Origin of the sequence: Micromonospora sp. NPDC049230 (assembly GCF_040647875.1) — a bacterium.
In the GTDB taxonomy this organism is placed as follows: domain Bacteria; phylum Actinomycetota; class Actinomycetes; order Mycobacteriales; family Micromonosporaceae; genus Micromonospora.
Map to the genome: position 1 here is coordinate 18,377 of NZ_JBEZCZ010000012.1, position 17,599 is coordinate 35,975.

Genomic DNA, 17,599 nt, shown 5'->3' on the forward strand with positions numbered 1-17,599 from the left:
CTCCCGATTGTGCGGCCTGCCGGAACCAGGCCGGTCCCGGCAACGACTACCAGACACGATGGACATCGGCAGCAGTGGATGGAGTGGTGATGGAGTGGTTCGAGGACGAGGCGTTGTGGACCGGGTTCGCCGAGGTCATGTTCTCCGCCGAGCGTGCCGCCGAGGCCGAGGCGCGGGTGGCCGCGTCTCCGCTGCTGCGACTGCCGGCCGGGGCTGCCGTGCTGGATCTCGGGTGCGGGCCGGGGACGTACACGATTCCGCTTGCCCGCCGGGGTGCCACGGTCACCGGCGTGGACCTCAGCGCCGCGCTGCTCGACCGGGCCGCGACGGCCGCGTCCGCCGCCGGCGTCGATATCCGGCTCGTCCGATCCGACATGCGTGAGTTCGTCGAGCCGGACCGGTACGACCTCGCGATCAGCATGTACACGTCGTTCGGGTTGTTCGCCGACCACGACCAGAACATGCGGGTTCTGCGCAACGCGCTGACCAGTCTCAAGCCTGGCGGTCGGATGCTCATCGACCTGTACGGCAAGGAGATCGCGGCCCGCGACGGCCACGCACCGAAGATCATCGACGTCGACGGTGGCACGCTGCTCGTGCGCGGCACGGTCCTCGACGACTGGACCCGGTTCCGGGACGACTTCCTCCTGGTCCGGGAGGGTCAGGCGCGGACGGCCGTCATCGAGCACACGCTCTACAGCGCCGCCGAGCTCAAGGGGATGCTTCGCGAGGCGGGTTTCGCCGACGTCGACTGCTTCGGCGGCTTCGACGCGGAGCCGTTCGACAATCACGCCCGGAGGCTGATCGTGCGCGGCCGACGCGTCTAGCACGACGGCCGGGTGCGGACGTGGACCGCGCCCGCCGCGGCGACGGCACGGTGCGTGGCGATCTCCGCGGTCGGTCCTTCGGCGAGCACGATGCCCGCGTAGCCACGCCCGTCGGTGACGTGGGCGATGCGGGCACCGATCGCCTTGGTCGGATACCAGCGCGGCTGGCCCGGATAGCGGTGGAGCTCGTCGATTCCGTGCACGGCGACGAGTTCACCGGCCTGTTCCGGGTAGGCCAGGACGAACGCCACCGCCGGGCCGCCGGGCAGGGCCTCGTCGAGCAGGCGGGGGCGGCGTCCGAGAGCGAGGTCGACGAGGCCGGCGTAGACGTTGACCCCGAGTGCGCGGCACATCGACTCGCCGACCAGCGCGCCGCCGATGCGGGGGTTCACCTCGATCAGTTGCGGCCCGTCGGTGGTCATGACGATCTCGATGTGGGCGAACCGGTCGGTGTAGCCGAGGACCGCCAGCACCTCGCCGAGCCACGCCTCGATCTCGTGAAGCTCGGCGGGTGGCAGCGCCACGGGGAACGCCGTCACGTCCTCCCGGAACCGGGGCTGGGCCGACATGAGGCGGCTCGACAGCCCCAGCAGCCGGGTCTGACCGGCCCAGGTCACGGTCTCGGCGCTGTAGACGGGCCCGGCCAGGAACGGCTCGGCGAACAGGGTTCCGAACAGTGCCGCGTCCGCGGCCTCGCGGCGGAGGCGGGCCAGGTCCTCGGCGTCGCGGACGAGCCACACGTTCGCGCTGCTGGTCCCGGCGGTGTCCTTCACGACGGCGGGCAGCCCGACGGCCGACGCCAGCCGGTCGAGGCTCACCGTGGCCGCGTCGTCCACCGGGAAGGCAACGACGTGGCTCAGGCTCTTCTGGTGCAGCAGGTCGCGGACGCGGGCCTTGTCGCGCATCAGCCGGATCACCGCCGGGTCGATGCCGGGCAGGCCGAACTCCGCGGCGAGTTCGGCGCCGGTCACCCCCCAGGTGTCCGTCGAGCTGATCAGACCCCGCAGGTCATCGATCGCGTGCAGGGCTTCGGTGACCGCCTGGCGATCGTGCGTGTCGACCGGTACGACGTCGATCGTGCCGGGCGGCAGCGTGGCCAGCTCGTGGAGGTAGAGCGGCTCGACACCGGTCAGCAGCGCCAGCCGCTCACCGGAGGCGTGGGCGGCCCTGGCGAGGTGGGCGAGGCCGAAGGAGAGCATCTCGATGCACGCAATCGTCACGATGAATATGTCGAGTGGGCGGGTCGAATGGTTCCCGTCAATCGATGTCCGTCGTGGATCCCGACCGCGAGCAGGGCCTGCGTGTATGGATGTGCGGGCTGGTTGATGATCTGGCCGGTCGGGCCCTGCTCGACGATCCGGCCGCCGCTCATGACCGCGATCCGGTCCGCGAGCTGCGCGACGACCGCGAGGTCGTGGGTGATGAACAGGCAGCCGAACTCGAGCCGGTCCCGCAGGTCGCAGAGCAGGTTGAGCACCTTCGCCTGCACCGACACGTCGAGGGCGGTGACCGGCTCGTCGCAGATCAGGAGCTGCGGTCCCAACGCCAGCGCGCGGGCGATCGCCACGCGCTGCTGCTGGCCTCCGGAGAGCTGACCGGGACGGCGGTCGCCCACAGTGGGATCGAGCCCGACGAGGTCCAGCAGCTCGTCCACCCGCGCGGACCGGGACCGGCTGTCACCGATCCGGTGGATCTGTAGCGGCTCGGCGATCGCCTGCCGGATCGTCTGCCGCGGGCTGAGCGTCAGGAAAGGGTCCTGGAACACCATCTGGACCTGACGCCGGTGCGCCCGCAACGCCCGGCCACGCAACGCGTGCACGTCGACGCCCGCGACGCGCACCGTTCCGCCGCGGGGCCGGTGCAGGCCGGTGATGACCCGCGCCAGCGTCGTCTTGCCGCAGCCGGAATCACCGACCAGCCCGACGATCTCGCCGGCCGCCACCCGTAACGTGACGTCCTCGACCACGGTCAGGATGTCGCCGTAGCCGGCGGTCACCCGGTCGACCTCTAGCACGATTCCTCCCTGCTCGGTCGACGCAGGCACGCCGACCGGTGCGCGGACGCCGGGAACAGCGGTTCCAGGGCCGGGGGCTGGTGCGCGCAGTTGTCCTCGCGCAGCGCGCACCGGGGCGCGAACGCGCAGCCGTCGAGGTCGTCCGGGCCGCCTCCGGCGAGGCCCGGCATGGTCCGGAAGCGGGTGCCCGGCGCCGTCCCGGGACGTGGCACGGCGTCCAGCAGCCCGCGTGTGTAGGGATGATCAGGGTTGTTGATCACGGTGGAGGCCGGGCCCGATTCCACGATCCGGCCGGCGTACACGACGGCCACGGTGTCGGCCACGCGCGACACCACCGCCAGGTCGTGACTGACGATGATCATCGCCATGCCCAACTCGTCGCGCAGCCGGGCCAGCAGGTCGAGCAACTGCGCCTGCACCGTCACGTCGAGCGCGGACGTCGGCTCGTCGGCGACCAGCAGCTCCGGCTCACCGGCGAGAGCCATGGCGATCTGCGCCCGCTGCCGCATCCCGCCCGACAGCTGATGCGGGAACTCGCGGGCGACCGCCGGGGGATCCGGCAGGCCGGCCAGGCGCAGCAACTCCTCGCTGACCCTGCGGGTCGCGGCACGCCGTCCGCCCCGGCCGGCGTTGCGGACGGCCTCGTCAACGTGCGCGCCGATGGTACGCAACGGGTTGAGGAACGCTCCGCTGTCCTGGAAGACCACGCCCACCCTGCGGCCGTTGATCCGGCGCCGCTCACCCGGGCCGAGACCGACCAGCTCGCGGGTGTCCAGCAGGGCGGAGCCGGTCACCACCGCGATCGGGTCGAGCAGTCCGAACGGTGCGAGAGCCGCCGTGGTCTTGCCACTGCCGGTCTCACCGACGAACGCGAGCACCTGCCCGCGTCGCACCTCGTAGGACACCTCGGCGACGACGCGCCGAGAGGCACTGCCGTCGGGGTACGTGACGGAGAGGCCCCGCACCCGCAGCACAGTGCCTGGGTCGGGGGACGCCACCGGCTCAGTAGTGCGGCGGATCCGTCCCGGGCGTACCAGGCGGAGGATCGATGGCCGTTCCGCACCGGCCGCGAGCCGTTCGCCGAGCAGGTTGCTGGCGAACACCACGGCCGTGATCGCGATGCCGGGCGGATAGGCCAGCCACCACGCGGAGGCCAGGAACGGCCGTCCCTCGATGAGCATCTGGCCCCACTCCGCGTACGGCGGCGCGACCCCGAGGCCGAGGAAGCTGAGCGTGGCGACGCTGAGCACGACGGTGCCGACGTCCGTGCTGGCGTAGACCAGGCAGGGCGCGAGCGCCGGCGGCAGCAGGTGTCGGCCGACGATCCGGCCGCGACCGGCGCCGAGCAGGCGCAGGGCGTCCAGGTGTGGGCTGCCGCGCATGCCGGCGACGCGGGCCCGTGCGATCCGGGCGTACGGCGCCCACGACCACAGCGAGAGCGCGAGTACCAGGTTGTCCACGCCGGGGCCGCGTACCCCGATCACCGCGAGCGCCACCAGCATCCCCGGCAGCGACACGACCACGTCGATCACCCGGGACACGGCCCGGTCGACCCATCCACCCAGATAGCCGGCCATGGCGCCGACGACCGCGCCGGCGGTCAGCGAGATCGCCAGCACCGCCGCCGTGATTCCCAGGGAGATCCGCGCGCCGTAGAGAAGTCGGCTGAGCTGGTCGCGGCCGAGCTGATCGGTGCCGAGTGGGTGGCCGGCCGACGGCGGCGCCAGACTGGCCGCGAGGTCGTTGGCGGTGGGGTCGGCCGGGGCGAGCAGCGGGGCCAGCACGCCCGCCACCACGAACGCGACCAGAGGGATCGCGATCAGCGCCGTACGCCCCCGGCCTCGGTTCACGACGACCTCCGACGGGAGCGCGGGTCGATCAGGCCATGCAGGACGTCGGCGCAGCGGTTGGACAAAATGAACCCGCCGCCCAGGACGAGCACGGCGGCCTGCAACGCCGGTACGTCCCTGGCCCCGGCCGCCTGCACGAAGTAGGCCCCGAGACCCGGCCAGCCGAAGATCTTCTCCACCACGACGGTCGCGACCAGGAGACTGCCGATGCCGAACCCGGCCACGGACAGGATCGGCCCCGCCGCGTTGGGCAGGCCGTCGCGCAGCACGATCGACAGCGGGCTGCTGCCCCGCGCCTGCGCCGCGCGCACGTACGGCCGGTCCAGCGCCTCGCGCAGCGTGACGGCGATGACCCGGCTGAGCACTCCCGCCGCCGGCAGACCGAGCACCGCCATCGGCATGATCCACGTCTGCGGGCCCGCCATTCCCGACGTCGGCACCACCCGCAGACGCAGCGCGAGCAGCAGCACCAACAGGTAGCTCAGCCAGAACGCCGGCACCGACGTGACAAGCAGCGCGCCGATCCGCAGGGCGCCCCGCAGCACACCTCGCCGCAGCACCGCCCCGGCGACGCCGACAGCCACCCCGACCACGAGCGCGACCGCCGCGGAGCCGGCGACCAACCCGAACGTGACGCCCAGACGGTCCGCGACCTCGGGCCCCACGGGGGTGTTCGTTCGCAGCGACAGCCCGAAGTCGCCGGTGCACGCGTCGGCGAGCCACCGCACATACCGCACCGGGGCGGGATCGTCGAGGCCGAGCTCGACGCGAACCGCCTCGATCTGATCGGGCGTGGCCGGGCGTCCGGCCCGGGTCGCCGCGAGCACCGCCGCCGGGTCGCCACGGGCGAGCAACACCAGCGCGAACGTGCCGACCGACATGGCCAGCAACACGCCGAGGGTGTCGACGACCCACCGCGTGACGTACCCGCCCGCGGCGGCCAGGCGATCGGGGGCCTTCACTCGACGGTGACTCCGGTCAACTCCACATCGACGTCGGTGGGCGGCACCGCGAACCCCTTGACCGCGTTCCGGACGGCCCAGAGGCGCGGCCGGTAGACCAGCGGCACAAAGCCCGCGTCGGCTGCCACCGCGGTGTAGAGCGCCTGGTAGGCCGCGCCGCGCACGGCCGGCTCGGTGGCGTCGAGCGCCTTGTCGACAAGGCCCTCGGTGGCCGGAGTCGCCCACAGCGGGGCCCGGGCGCCGGAGGTGAACAGCGAGACGATCGAGCCGGACGGATCGTACGGCGCGCCGAGCCCCTCGAAGAACGTGATGTCGTACGTGCCCTCGGCGCGCTCGTCGTAGTACGCGGCGGAGTCGACCGGGGCGATCTCGACCGCGATCCCGACCGCCTTGAGGGACGCGGCGATCGCGGCGGCCATGGCACGCGGGTCAAGCTGCCCCTCGGCCGGTGTGGCGGGGATGAGCAGCTTGAGGGAGAGTTGCTTGCCGTCCTTGACGCGGGTGTCGCCGTTGAGCGTGTACCCCGCCGCGTCGAGCGTGCCGCGGGCGGCGGCCTGGTCGAAGAAGAGCGGCAGGTCGGCGCCGGAGTCGGGGACGCCCGGCGGGAACACTCGCCGGGCCGGCTCGGCGTAGCCCAGCAGCAACGCCTTCGCGAGGGCTGTGGTGTCGACGGCCTGCCGCACCGCCTCGCGGACAGCCCGGTCACCGGCCGGGCCGTCGGCGTTGAACCCGAGGATGATCGAGACGTCCGGCGCGCCGGTGAGTAGCGCGACATCGGCGCGTCCCGTGAGCGACTTGGCCTCCACGGGCGTGATCGGGGCCAGGTACGAGCCGCCGATGAGGTCGATCTCGCCGTTGCCAAGCGCGTCGATGCGTGCCTGAGAATCGGGGATGGTCTTGAACTCGAGCTTTTCCAGCTTCGGCTTCGTCCCCCAGTAGGCGTCGTTGCGGGCCAGTGTGGCGCCGGTGGCCGAGTTGGATATCAGCTTCCACGGCCCGGTGCCGACCGGGCTCTGGAACTCGCCGCTCGCGGTCGCGGACTTCGGGCTGAGCAGCCGGACCGGCCGCACGATCGACAACTCCTGCAACAACGGCTCGTACGGCTCGGACAGCGTCAACCGCACAGTGTGCGCGTCCGGGGTGTCCACAGCGGAAATGACCTGCGAGGCGCGGAAGAACGTGAACTTCTTGTTGCCGACCCATCGGTCGAAGTTCCACTTCACGGCGGCGGAGTCCAGTGGCGTCCCGTCGGTGAAGGACACGCCGTCGCGCAGGTCGAACGTGACCTGCTTACCGTCCTCGGCGACGGTCCACGACTCCGCGAGCCCCGGCTCCAGCTTGCCGCCCTGGCCGTAGGTGACCAGAGGTTCGTAGATCGCGTCGAGCAGCAGGAAGTTACCGGTGAACGCGTGCGGATCAAGCGCGCCGGACTCCCCGCTCAGACCGATGCGCAGCACCCGGGAGTTGGCGCCGGCGCCACCGGCGTCGGTAGAGCACGCGCCGATCAACATGATCGATGCGACGAGGGCGGCGAGCGGGCGTAGTCGTGACACGAACTCTCCTGGGCGTGCGCGGACCAGACGACTCGGTGGCGATCCGTCGGCCACCGCTACAACAGTCGGCCGAATGGTGCGCCTGGTTCCCGCGACATCTGTCCATTCGCCATCTGCGAAGATCCCCGGCGCCGGAACCAGCGCGGCAGTGGGTGCGACCTACCGAGGGGCCATCGCATCGACGTGGATGATTGGCCCTGCGTACCGGCCGCCCCGCCGCCCCGCTCCGGCGGCGCCACACGAGGGACGACAGCCCATGCCGTTCATGGTCCCGCCCGATGTCTCCGCGACCGTCCACGGTCATGTCACCGACGCCGTCAGAGCGCCCAGCCTCATCCGCCTGTCGGACAACATGGTGCTCGTCCGGTTCGAAACGCTGAAGATCTACGCCGCTCTCGGCGCCGTCCGGGCTCTGCTCGCCGACGGCACCGTCCGGCCGGGAGACACAGTCGTCGACAGTTCGAGCGGCATCTACGCCCTGGCTCTGGCCATGGTCTGTCACCGCTACGACCTCCGCTGCCACATCGTCGCCTCGACCACCGTGACACCAACGATCCGGTCCCAGCTGGAGATCCTCGGCGCGACGGTGGACCAGATGCCGGCCGAGTCCGACCTGCGCCTCGATCAGGGCCGCAGGGTCGAGCGAATACGCCAGTTGCTGCGCGCCAACCCCGGCATGCACTGGATGCGCCAGTACCACGACCCCATCCACTACCTCGGGTACGCCGAACTGGCCAGCCTGGTGCACACCGCGCTGCCCGACAGGCCCTTGACGGTGGTGGCCAGCGTCGGCACCGGCGCGTCGAGCGCCGGCCTGATCCAGCCGCTACGCCGACGCGACCCGGCGGCCAGGCTGGTCGGGCTTCAGCCCTTCGGCAGCGTCAGCTTCGGCAGCGAACGCCACCAGGACCCGGAGGCCATCATCGCCGGAATCGGCAGCGCCATCCCCTTCGACAACGTCCGCCCCGACCTCTACGACCAACTGCACTGGCTGACGTTCCACTACGCCATGGCCGGCACGGTCGACCTGATGCGCACGCACGCCATCTTCGCCGGCCTGTCCACCGGAGCGGCCTTCCTGGTAGCGGCCTGGGAGGCACAGCGTCACCCGGGACGCGAGCATCTCGTCATCGGCGCCGACACCGGGCACCGGTACGTGGACAAGGTGTTCACCCGCCACGAGGAGGCACTGGACCCGGCCGCACTCAAACCCACCGAAATCGGTGCCCTCGATGATCTGGCACCACCGTGGTCGACGATGGACTGGGGCCGGCGACGATACCCGGATCACCGTCGACCCAGTCCACCCGCACGACGACCCTCTACGGGAACGTACCTGGCGGCTGGGCCGGATCGGCGTACACCGTGATCCGGTCCGGCCGTCCCGACGGCGACAGGGTTTCCGCGGGTCAGTGACTTGCGGGTCGGTAGCTGGGGGAGTCGTCCCCCCGGATCCGGACGCCGACGATGCGGCTGACGGCCCGTGCGTCGTGACCCACGCGCATGTGGAGGCGTTCCAGGCACGCACTGCTGACCGGCTACCCCTGAGGGAAAGCTCTGGCAGAAAGTAGACGGCCTTACCGTCTCCGGTCCCGGGCCAACCGCTGGGTGCGGGCCAGCGAAGGAGGCGCCGTAGCGAGGGTTCACCGTGTCCTGCCGTGGCAGGGCAGCCGGCGGTTCGGCGTAGCAGTACGATCGCGGCATAGTTGAACATGTTCAAAATAAGATGCCGGATGAGGAGGGGCTGTGAAGATCGTCATTCCCGGTGGGACCGGGCAGGTCGGCACGATCCTGGATCGGGCGTTGACTGCGGAGGGCCACGATGTCGTGCTGCTGACACGCTCACCGAAGGGTGAGCGTCAGGTTCACTGGGACGGCCGCACGCTTGGTGACTGGGCCAGGCAGATCAACGGCAGCGATGTGGTCATCAATCTTGCGGGACGCAGTGTGAGCTGTCGGTACACCGCAGAGAACCTCGAAGCCATGATGAGTTCACGTGTGGAGCCGGCGCGGGTCGTCGGCGAGGCCATCGCCGAGGCGGGCCGGCCACCCAAGGTGTGGATGCAGATGAGCACCGCGACGATCTATGCGCACCGCTTTGACGCGGCCAACGATGAGTACGGCGGTCTGATCGGCGGTGCTGAGCGCGGTGTGCCCGGGTACTGGGCGTATAGCGTCAAGATCGCTCAGAATTGGGAAGTCGCGCAGGAGCAGGCGGCGACCACTCCGGACACCCGCAAGGTCGCGCTGCGGTCGGCCATGGTGATGAGCCCCGACCGCGGCGGCGTGTTCGACGTGCTGAGCTGGTTGGCGCGGCTCGGCCTCGGCGGGCCGGTCGCGGGCGGCAGGCAGTATGTCTCGTGGATCCACGACCAGGACTTCGTCCGCGCCGTCCGCTTCCTGATCGAACGCGACGACCTCACTGGGGCGGTGAACCTCGCCGCACCCGGCCCGTTGCCACAGCGAGATTTCATGCGGGAGTTGCGGTCGGCCTGGCGGATGCCGGTTGGTCTGCCGGCCACCAGATCGATGGCCGAGGTCGGTGCCTTCGCGATGCGGTCGGACACCGAACTGTTGCTGAAGAGCCGGCGGGTCACCCCTGGACGACTCTCTGACGCGGGGTTTGCGTTCGACTATCCACGGTGGCGGACGGCTGCCGCAGACCTGGCCGCACGGCGTCGCCGAGGCTGGCGGCTTCGCGCCAGATGAGTCGTTCTCGGTCCGATGACGCAAGATGTGTTTCCCTCGACGTCTCGCATGACGACCCGGAACTCGTCCGGGCCGAGACCATCGCCTGAGCGGCTGCCCCAGCCGGCACCGCCCCCACCCCTGCGGATCAGGCATCCGATGGCGTGCCGGCCCGTTTCGACGCCGCCGGCCGGGTAACCGCCCGTGGGCTGCCGCGCGCCCGTGCTGGGGAGGCCATCCCCGCCCTACGGCGCAAGATCCGGGCGGCGCCGGTACCCATAACTGCTCAGCGCCGTCGGCCGGGAAAGTCGACGGTGAACGGCGAGGTGCCCACCCGGATGGCGGACGCGTCGACCTGCCGGACGTAGTCCGGGTAGCAGCGGTCGGAGTGCAGGCAGAACCGGACCCGCTGGCCAGGCAGGAGCCGGGTGTCGTACCGGCCGTCCTCGACGTTCTCGTCGACCGCGACGATGTCGCCGGTGTCGGCGTTGTAGACGTGGACGGGATAGGGGTAGTCGTACACCGGAAGGCCGTTGGCCTGGCCGGAGACGGCGGTGCCGGCGTTCATCCGCTCGTTCGCGACGGTGGTGCCGCCGGCGACGACCTTGATCCGGGTCGCCTTGACGCTGTTCGGCGCCCCACCGGACCACTGGGTGGCGTAGGCGCTGTTGGCACCGCCGTTGCCCGGTGGGATGAACGCCAGCGACCACTCGTACGGGCCGAGCCCGCTGAAGGTGTACGAGCCGTTGCCGGGAACCTTCCAGGTGGTCTCGTACCAGAACGGGTCGTAGGTCGTCAGCGCGACGGTCACCGACACCGGCTGGCCGGTGACCGCGTCGGTGATCGACCCGGTGATCGACCCCGCTCGGTCCAGCAGAATGTCGGGCAGCGTGGTGATTCCGGGCCCTGGCTCGACCACACGTGCCTCGGCTCGGTCGCCGGTGCCACCGTTCGGGCCGACCCACTGCGCGCCGTGCCCGTTGGCCGAGCCGCCGGCCCAGATGTTGTACCGGTCCGGGTGGAGGCTCCGGAACCGCACCACCCCGTTCTCGTCGGAGATCTCGTTGGCGTCATAGATGTCGGGGAACCGCTTGTCCACCGACATGGCGATGATTCCCGTGTTGGGCACCGGCGCGCCGGTCGCGCGGTCCCGCAGCGTCACGCGCAGTTCGTTGCCCGGCGGCTGGACCGGCAGCGTCGCGTGGGTCACCTGCCCGGCGACCGCGGTCGCCTCGACCATTCCGCCCTCGTGTACGCCGTCGTTCGCGTTGCCGGTGAACCGGTAGTGGCCGGGCGGCACCTCCAGATCGAGGTACCCGTTCGGGAAGGTGCCGGCGGGGTTGGTGCAGGTGAAGCCGAGCTCCAGTGGGTCCTGCACACAGAAGTCCCGTACCGCGTCGCCAGTCGCCGCGTCGGCGGCGACGAACCGGATCCGGCCGGCCGGAGGTAGCACGTCGTCGACGACGAGCCGGCCACGGGCCGGGACGGTGACAGCTCCCCAGGGGAACCCGAGACGGCTCGGGTAGTAGCGGGGCCGGAACACGCCGGGCAGCTGGTTGGTGATCCGGTAGCGCCCGGCTGACACTCCGGACACCCGCCACCGGCCGGCCCGGTCGGTGGTGGTCGAGTAGGTCGGATGCGCCGCGCCGGAGTCCGGCGCGAGGGTGACCCTGACCTGGCCGGCCGGTCGGCCGGACCGGTCGGTCAGGGTGCCGCTGACGGTCGCGGCGGTGCTACCGGCCCGGACCGGCGCGACCGGACCCAGCACCGCGTCGACCCCGAGCAGTAACAGCGCGCTCAGCGCCGCCAAGAGGAGAGTCCCGCTACGTCTGGCGGGACGTGATTCTCGACTGTCCATCGTGGTGGCACCTCCGGAATCGGCGAAGCCCGGCTCGCTCGTGCACGTCAGGGCAGCCTAGCCATGACACCCACCACTGCAAGTCATCTGACAAACACGGACAGTGTCGGTTTTCAAGGCATCTGCGGATGGTCAGGGTGCCGTTCACCCGCAGGTGCCGAGACCGATACGACGTTGCGCGGCTCGCTCGTCGGGGCGGTGAAGTCTTGCGACATGTGCGACGCGATCGGCGTTTTATGGGCGGCAATGCCGACTAGAGGTCACGGGCTCGGTGAGCGAGGCGCGGCTTGGCCCTGACCACGAGTTGGCGCCCTCCGGGCGGCCTGGCCTGAGTGGGACGAGCCCCTGCCTCCCCGGAGTGAACCCCATGAGGATTCCACCGCTCGCGTTCAGACGGCTCCACCGCATCCGTTCCGCTCGTACCCTACGAGCATCTGCTCCCGGAAACGGAGCGACGTCTCGGTGACTGGGTACGTGAGCCGGTGACGGTCAGGCGCCGAGGTGGATGAAATGAACCCATCTGCTGGGATGATCAGGAGCGCCGTGCCGGGCGGCGCGTGTTGCCGCGTGTAGGGCGGCAGCGGCTTTCTCGGGATCCAACCGCCCGTTGTTTGCCAGCCGACGGTAGAAGTCCACGGTGATATCTGCGGCATCGCGGTCGCTGACGGACCAGAGGGTTGCGACGACGTGTCGCCACCCGCCGAAGTGAAGGCCAGCGGCGAGGCTGATCGTCTCGTCGAGGGTGGTGGCAGCGACGGTGGCGGTTCGGCAAGCGGACAGGACCGCCATGGCACGTGGCCCGGTGACTGCGGTGAGGTCGTCGACGGTCAGGACACCGTCGGCGAGGACCAGACCTGAACGTAGCGGTCGTTCCAGGTTTTGCCGGCCGTGACAGCTGAAGTGCACCATCGTGCAGGTACTCAGTGACTCGAGGACCGCGCCGCGGGTTGCCGCTGGTCCTTCTCTGAGATGACGTGCCGGCTTCGGCAGCAGAGCTAGCAACTCGTCACGTTCGAACGCGACCGCGGGTAGGGCGTCGGCCTCGGCGGTGTCAGCCGCGCACACGATGAGCATCTGATCCGACGGTGGGGCCGACCGATTTCGCCGGGCGTAGGAGTGGGCGCGGAGACCCGGTGTGTAGGAGGAGACGACCCGGTCCGGGACGTTGCGGCCGGGCTGGTCGTGGTAGCCGGCGGCGTGCAACGGCAAGGTTTGCAAGAACCCGGTGGGGCACCACCACACTCGGGGCCAGGGCTGATCGTCCGCGGGTGGACCGGTGAGGCCGAGGGCTCGCAGCACCGGTTCGGTGATGACGTCCCACAGCCACTGGAGAGTGTCGGTGATCGTCACCTCCATGGCGGCTCGAGAGCTGAGCCGGCGTTGCGCCGCGTGCCGCAGCAAGGCCTTCTCGTAGGTTACGGTGACATCGACGGCTTGATCCATTGTGGTCGTCAAAGGAATGACGCGGGTCTGGCGATGATCGACGATGATCGCGTCGCAGCGCCACGGACTCAGGTTGACCAGGACGACAGGGCCGCTGCCCTCTTCCGGACGCAGGGTGGCCAGGTCAGCGGTGTCGAGGAAGTGTCCAAGTCCGGGCAGGCGACGGGCGGCCGCGAGGAGACCTCGCCACCGTTCGGCCAGCGCCACCTGGTCTGCGGGGTCGAGGCCCGCGGCACCGGCCGGGGCGGTGGCGGTCCGGTCGTAGCTGTCCAGGGTCTCCCGGACGGTGGTGAGCTCGTCGGCCAGCTCGGGGTCGAACGCACGGACCGTGTCCAGGTCGGTGTGCGTGTTGAGCAGGTGGTTCCACATCACCGCCCGGCCTTGTTCGAGCAGGGTGACAGCGGTGTCGGCCTGGCCACAGTTGAGAGCGGCCGCAGCGGATTCCCAGGCCACCCCGGGCACTGCCCGGAGGCTCTGCTCGTTGACCTCCCGGCCCCGGCCGTGCCAGGCCAGCACCGGTAGCAGCCGAACAGTGGCGATATAACCGCGCAGCGCTTCGGGCCAGTCCTCACGTCGCACGGCCAGGCGCGCCCAGTCTCGAGCGGCGAAGACGCGACGGATGGGGGCAGCCAGTTCGTCGCCAGTGACACGGGACCACAGTTCGGTCGCTTCGGCGGCATCGCGCGGGTCGCCGTCCCGGTCGAACCGAACTTGTAAGGTGATCCCCAGGGTCCACAGGTACGCGGCAGCTGTCGGCCGGTCACCTTCGACGTCAACTGCGGCCCGTGCGAGAGTCAGCGCCTCATCGAGATCTGCCCCATTGCCGGTGCGCTGATATCGAGTCCGCAGCTTCACCGAGAGTGCGTTCAGCGACTCGGCCCCGTGCGCTGCTGAGCGACGGTCGTCCGCGAGCACCACACGTTGCGCGGCGATCGCCATATCGAGATCGACCGGGTCGGCGGTGTGTAGGTACCGCAACATCAGGATGGAACTGAGGGATTCGTACCCCTGAATTCGCCAGCGCGATCCGTCGTCCGGCGCGGCGGCAATGGCTTGACGGGCGTACTCGGCGGCCTGCCGGTAGTCGTCCAGGGTAGTCGCGCGGTGCCTCAGCACTCGGCTGAGAGCCGACAACACATCTGAACGAACCGCCGGATCTTTCGTGGGTTCCGCTGCCGCGCGGCGTGCCAGCGTTTCTGCTTCGTCGAGGTCGGCGGGCATACCGGTCCGGTCGTGGCGGGCGAGGAGAGCCCCGATCAGCCTGGTGACTTGAGGAAGGTGTTCGGTATGGGTGGCCGGGGTCACGGTGACCGCTGTGCGCAGGTGGGTGATGCTGCGATCGAGGTGCGGCAGTGTTCCGCTACGTTCCAGGTTCGCGATGGCCATCCGCGCGGCGTCCACAGCCCGGTCGCCGGCGTACGGGTGATCGCGGGGGAGTAGACGGACGGCGTGTTCGGCGAGGTCGGAGGCTTCGTCGAACTCGGCGGCGTTACCGGAGTGCTCGGCCCGGGCCAGGAGCGCGTCGCTGAGACACGACCGGTACAGAGCCTGGTCGCCCGCGCGAGTGCTGGGGGTGATCAGAGCGACGGCGTACCGTGCGGCTGTCACCGCCTCGTCCAGGTCCTGCTCTGACCGGGTCCGAGCCGCCCGGGTGTGCAGGACGTTGCTCAGGTTGGACCACAGGCCCGCTCTGGCGGGGGCGAGGTCGATCGCGTGCCGCAGTAACGCGACGCCGGCGTCCAGGTCGGCCGGGTCGCCGCTCACGACCCACCGTAGCGCGCGGGTGTTGGCAGCGTTCTGGAGGCACGCCGTTGCGGCCGGATCGTCCGGAGATCTCAGGCTTACTGCCTGGTCGCAGGCGTCGGCGGCGGCGTCGAGGTCGCTGGGGCGTCGCTGCCTCTCGAACCGTATCCCGTATGCGGTCCCGAGCGCGGACAGGTACTCGGCGTGCCGTTCCACCGGCCAGGCGGGATTGGCGGCTTCGGTGGCGCGTGCCAGCAGGAGGACAGCCCGGTCCAGAGGTCGGGGGTCGATGGTGGCGTGCTGGGCGATCTGCAACAGGGCAAGTCCCAGGTCGGCGCAGTCACTGGGGGCAGCCGGGATGGTGGTCGCCTCGGGGTGCTGAAGCAGCAGGCCAAGAGCCAGTGAGAAGTTGTTGTCCACCATGCGAAGGAGTGGGTTTTCCGACGGTAGCAAGGCTTTGGCTTGCGCTCCGGTCGTGACGGCGGCGTCCAGGTCGTGGTGGTCCGCCGTGGTCTTGAAGCGCTGGATGAGCAGTCCGCAGAGATTCCCCAGGAACATGCCCTGGTCACTGCTGCCATCTGGTTGTCGTACTGCTGTCGCGGCGCCGCGGCGTGCGGTGGCGATCATCTGGTCGAGCAGTTCCGCGTCCGCGCGCTGTTCGTGCCGTCTGCTTTGGGTGAGCAGGAGAACGGCAAGGAAGTCCGCTAGCCCGGGGGTATCCCCGTCGAGACCGGCAACGGCGTCGGACAGCGAACGTTCGGCGGCGGCCCGGTAGTCGGTGGTAAGAGTCGGGTCCAGCCTCAGTAGCGCCGCGGCGCGTTTCGCTCTGCGGTGCGCGGGTTCGTCGCCAGGACGGGGATGGATCAGCAGCGGTTGCAGGATGTGCTCTAGAGCGCTGGGGGCGTTGGCGTGAATGAACTGGGTCATCGACTCGGCGCAGACGAAATCGTACCGGTCGTTTGCGGAGGGCAGCAGCAGGTGCCGGTACCAGTGCATGTGCCCGATCATGACGGCGGTCAGCAGTTGCGGTAAGGGGTCACTCTGGCAACGGTTCCAGACAGCCAACGCGTCACCGGTCGCCGCCGGCTCCAGGAGTAGCCGAGGGTCGGCGTGCTGTTCGTAGGTCCGTAGGCGGTGTAGAAAGCGTTGGAGAGCGGCGTATTCAGCCGGGTCCTCGGTCACGGTCATCGGCCGGGCCCGGGAGCAGCTAGGTGGTGGTACTCGATACCGGGGTCGGCAACACCTTGCCGCCACTGCCTGCAGACCTGTCGCGCGAGTTGCGTCTCGGCACCCAGAGTTGCCGGAGCGGGCAGGTGCATTGCCCGATAGAGGTCGAAGCGGTGCAGGTCGAAAGCGACGTCAAGGGCGTGGCCGTAGGCGACGGCAGCTGCGACCGCTCCGCGGTACGCGGCGAAACCGAGTGCCGCGGGGACGAGAACCAGCAGTAGCCACCAGTCACAGCGCAGCAGCAGTGCCGCTGCGGCGACGGTGGTGAAGGCCATCGTGACAGCGGTGACCGTCGCCGCATCGAGCGCGGCCCTGCGATCGTCGACGATGACCCGGGTGTCGGCAGGAAGTAGAGGGTAGAGCCGAGGCCAGGCGACTGCGGCGTCCAGACCGTAGACGCTGCCTGCCCGCTCAACGGCGGCGGTGACGGCGTTGCCGAGCGCGGTAGGCAGCACTTCACCGCGAGGATACCGTTCCCGCAGAGCGGCACCGGCGGCGCCGGCGCGCTGTACGAGCCCGTCGGCGCCGATCGCCCGAGGGTCAGCGGGCAGATCTGCTGCTGCGGCTGCCAGCCGGTCCCGGCTGCGGGTGTGCCTGCGCTGACGGGCTCGGGTCACCGCTCTGGCGGCGGCAGGCCAGTGGCCGGCGGTGATGCGGGCCAGAGTCGAGTGCAGGGGCCGCAGCAGCAGGGCAAGCACCACAGCGATCAGCGCGGCGGCGATGATCGCGACGACATTCGCGCCGGTGATCCGTTGCCAGGCGGCGGCCCAGTCGGGATGCCCGCTCGAGGATTCCGCCAGAACGAGGACCAGGATCATCAAGCTGCCGGTGACGGTCGGTAGCAGCGAGGTCAGTACGAACCTGTTCGACAGGCTGGCAAGCCCGGCCTGGAACTCCTCGAAAATCATGACGGGGTGTGTGGGTACAGCCGCCCGCAGTTATTCGGGCAGGTGGGCGGGTCGCGCGGGTCGACGTGGATACGCCAGAGCCGGGTGTCACAGGTACGGCACCGCCACTGGACGAGTTCGTAGTGCGGCTGGCCCGGTAGAAGTTGCCCAGCGGCCGCGTCGAGGCTTTTCACCGGTTCGTCGACGACGCTGCGATTGATCGTGCCTACGTGGATGTGGTCGACGAGCAGACCGAGATAGGTCAGGTCAGTAGAGATGTCCAGCAGATACTCGGCGACGTCGGCTACGGCATAGACATCTTTGGTGGCGGGAAGGTCGAGCCAGTCGGCGATGGCCGCCGGCGCGTGCGGGTCGATGAGGACACCATACGGATTACTCGGCGACATGAATCACCTTCTACGACGAGGGCGCAGCAACAGTCGTCTGGTTGATGTCACTGTGCCACCCGTGAGCAACAACGGTTTCTTGATCCGATAGCCGGTGCTGTCGGCTATCGGCTTTCCGCCCGGGTCGATTACGGCGTCGG

At 69.9% G+C, this 17,599-nt stretch carries 13 protein-coding genes; 4 read left to right on the forward strand and 9 right to left on the reverse strand.

Features of this window, described 5'->3' with window-relative positions; all coding sequences use genetic code 11:
- Window positions 1-89: 89 nt before the first annotated feature.
- Entirely contained in the window at window positions 90-827 is a 738-nt protein-coding gene (locus AB0A95_RS13285) for a class I SAM-dependent methyltransferase (protein ID WP_357555926.1), read from the forward strand.
- On the opposite strand, the gene AB0A95_RS13290 is transcribed toward AB0A95_RS13285, so the two are convergent.
- Genes AB0A95_RS13290 through AB0A95_RS13310 form a run of 5 tightly spaced genes read right to left on the reverse strand, consistent with a single transcriptional unit; the run spans window position 824 to window position 7,206 of the window.
- Window positions 824-2,047, reverse strand: coding sequence for an ATP-grasp domain-containing protein (locus tag AB0A95_RS13290; protein ID WP_357555927.1), 1,224 nt, complete (start codon window positions 2,045-2,047; stop codon window positions 824-826). The two genes, AB0A95_RS13285 and AB0A95_RS13290, sit on opposite strands and share 4 nt — an antisense overlap.
- Window positions 2,044-2,841, reverse strand: a complete 798-nt coding sequence (locus tag AB0A95_RS13295; protein WP_357555928.1) for an ATP-binding cassette domain-containing protein — start codon at window positions 2,839-2,841, stop codon at window positions 2,044-2,046. Before AB0A95_RS13295 ends, AB0A95_RS13290 begins: the two co-directional genes overlap by 4 nt.
- On the reverse strand, window positions 2,835-4,691 hold the full coding sequence (locus AB0A95_RS13300; protein ID WP_357555929.1) for a dipeptide/oligopeptide/nickel ABC transporter permease/ATP-binding protein: 1,857 nt from the start codon (window positions 4,689-4,691) through the stop codon (window positions 2,835-2,837). The genes AB0A95_RS13295 and AB0A95_RS13300 overlap by 7 nt, the downstream gene beginning before the upstream one ends.
- Window positions 4,688-5,653: an ABC transporter permease gene (locus AB0A95_RS13305; RefSeq protein WP_357555930.1), complete on the reverse strand. Its 966-nt coding sequence runs from the start codon at window positions 5,651-5,653 to the stop codon at window positions 4,688-4,690. The genes AB0A95_RS13300 and AB0A95_RS13305 overlap by 4 nt, the downstream gene beginning before the upstream one ends.
- Window positions 5,650-7,206: an ABC transporter substrate-binding protein gene (locus AB0A95_RS13310; protein WP_357555931.1), complete on the reverse strand. Its 1,557-nt coding sequence runs from the start codon at window positions 7,204-7,206 to the stop codon at window positions 5,650-5,652. The genes AB0A95_RS13305 and AB0A95_RS13310 overlap by 4 nt, the downstream gene beginning before the upstream one ends.
- Before the next feature lie 256 nt (window positions 7,207-7,462).
- On the opposite strand from AB0A95_RS13310, the gene AB0A95_RS13315 reads away from it, so the two are divergent.
- The gene (locus AB0A95_RS13315) at window positions 7,463-8,575 is read left to right on the forward strand and encodes a pyridoxal-phosphate dependent enzyme (RefSeq protein WP_357555932.1); all 1,113 of its coding nucleotides are present in this window, start codon (window positions 7,463-7,465) and stop codon (window positions 8,573-8,575) included.
- Between the two features lie 377 nt (window positions 8,576-8,952).
- A complete protein-coding gene (locus tag AB0A95_RS13320; protein WP_357555933.1) occupies window positions 8,953-9,915 on the forward strand; it encodes a DUF1731 domain-containing protein in 963 nt (320 codons plus the stop codon).
- Between the two features lie 265 nt (window positions 9,916-10,180).
- On the opposite strand, the gene AB0A95_RS13325 is transcribed toward AB0A95_RS13320, so the two are convergent.
- Together AB0A95_RS13325 and AB0A95_RS13330 are read right to left on the reverse strand one after the other, a co-directional pair.
- On the reverse strand, window positions 10,181-11,704 hold the full coding sequence (locus AB0A95_RS13325) for a carboxypeptidase-like regulatory domain-containing protein (RefSeq protein WP_357555934.1): 1,524 nt from the start codon (window positions 11,702-11,704) through the stop codon (window positions 10,181-10,183).
- Between the two features lie 537 nt (window positions 11,705-12,241).
- Entirely contained in the window at window positions 12,242-14,581 is a 2,340-nt protein-coding gene (locus AB0A95_RS13330; protein WP_357555935.1) for a CHAT domain-containing protein, read from the reverse strand.
- 819 nt (window positions 14,582-15,400) lie between these two features.
- Here AB0A95_RS13330 and AB0A95_RS13335 point away from each other — a divergent pair.
- Window positions 15,401-15,646 (forward strand): hypothetical protein, encoded by a 246-nt coding sequence (locus AB0A95_RS13335; RefSeq protein ID WP_357555936.1) that lies wholly within the window; start codon window positions 15,401-15,403, stop codon window positions 15,644-15,646.
- Window positions 15,647-16,122: 476 nt separating this feature from the next.
- Here AB0A95_RS13335 and AB0A95_RS13340 read toward each other — a convergent pair whose 3' ends face one another.
- Together AB0A95_RS13340 and AB0A95_RS13345 are read right to left on the reverse strand one after the other, a co-directional pair.
- The gene (locus tag AB0A95_RS13340) at window positions 16,123-17,073 is read right to left on the reverse strand and encodes a hypothetical protein (protein ID WP_357555937.1); all 951 of its coding nucleotides are present in this window, start codon (window positions 17,071-17,073) and stop codon (window positions 16,123-16,125) included.
- Window positions 17,070-17,459, reverse strand: coding sequence for a hypothetical protein (locus tag AB0A95_RS13345; RefSeq protein ID WP_357555938.1), 390 nt, complete (start codon window positions 17,457-17,459; stop codon window positions 17,070-17,072). Before AB0A95_RS13345 ends, AB0A95_RS13340 begins: the two co-directional genes overlap by 4 nt.
- Between the last annotated feature and the right edge of the window lie 140 nt (window positions 17,460-17,599).